The sequence below is a fragment of the Vibrio sp. 811 genome, assembly GCF_033339195.1.
In genome coordinates this window covers 1-741 of record NZ_JAWOUB010000348.1, presented here as the reverse complement: position 1 = coordinate 741, position 741 = coordinate 1, and the positions used below count along the sequence as shown (strand labels likewise).

Sequence of the window (741 nt, the reverse complement as noted above, 5' to 3'; positions counted from 1 at the left end):
GAGCATTAGCTCGGCTTTTTTGTATCTGTAATTTGCTCATAAATGGGAGCCTACTGTTTGTATGCTCCCATTCTTTTTACTTCTATTTCGGTGGGGATTTCGCTTAAAGCGAATTTACTTACCGCTCGTCCATAGACCGCTTAAAGACTTCAATAATCCCTCACTTGCTCCTTGCTCATTTAGGTAACCTAAAATCACTGGTGCAAATTGGCTGATCATCGATGGGTCTAGTCCTAGTGCATTAAATGCGCTTTGTACGGCACTCAAGCTTTCGATGTTACCTAACAGGCTTTGTGCACCTTTCAAGTTGGATAATCCAGGGATCAATGACTGCAATTCCGTGCTGTTTTGTTGAGACAGTTGGCTTTGAGCAAGTGCAATTAGGGCACTGCTGCCACCTGCAGCTTGTTCTGTTGAAACTGGTAGCTGACTCGTTAGTAGCTCAGTAAGAGGTGAAGATTCTGCATTTAGGCCTTGGCTTACCATATCCATAAGACCATTTTTGCTGCTCTTATCTACGACAGTGTCCAAAAACGCATGTGCGCTGCCAATATTCACTGATAGGAGAGCTAAAGTTAGGAGAGTTTTACGCATAGTACCTCCGACGGTTGAGCGTTTTAACTTATTTGTTGTATTTATTTTTTTAGGTCATCTGACTGATAACTTCTATTATTTTATAAAAAAAGCGGCGCTAATGCGCCGCGTTATGTAGGTCATTGAGAAAAGTCTCAATTATAGAAT

The 741-nt window shown here is 41.6% G+C and carries 1 protein-coding gene; it reads right to left on the bottom strand.

The window, feature by feature from the left end; genetic code table 11:
- Positions 1-114: 114 nt before the first annotated feature.
- Entirely contained in the window at positions 115-594 is a 480-nt protein-coding gene (locus R7Q46_RS26800) for a DUF2780 domain-containing protein (protein ID WP_017449005.1), read from the bottom strand.
- Between the last annotated feature and the right edge of the window lie 147 nt (positions 595-741).